Consider the following 297-nt stretch of genomic DNA (forward strand, 5'->3'; position numbering starts at 1 on the left):
GGGCGGGGCGACGTTCACTGCCTACGACCAGATCGACAAGGCGCCTGAGGAGAAGGCGCGCGGGATCACGATCTCGTCGGCGCACGTGGAGTACGAGACGCAGAACCGTCACTACGCGCACGTGGACTGCCCCGGCCACGCCGACTACGTGAAGAACATGATCACGGGCGCGGCGCAGATGGACGGCGCGATCCTGGTGGTGCCGGCGGCCGACGGCCCGATGCCGCAGACCCGCGAGCACATCCTGCTGGCCCGCCAGGTCGGCGTCCCGGCGCTGGTGGTGTTGCTCAACAAGGT

General features: G+C 69.0%; 1 protein-coding gene. It reads left to right on the plus strand.

The window, feature by feature from the left end; genetic code table 11:
- Positions 1 to 297, plus strand: a 297-nt coding sequence (locus tag ACLBX8_RS32005) for a GTP-binding protein (protein WP_447716450.1), incomplete at both ends; no start/stop codon positions are given.

The organism is Methylobacterium sp. D48H, from assembly GCF_053345715.1.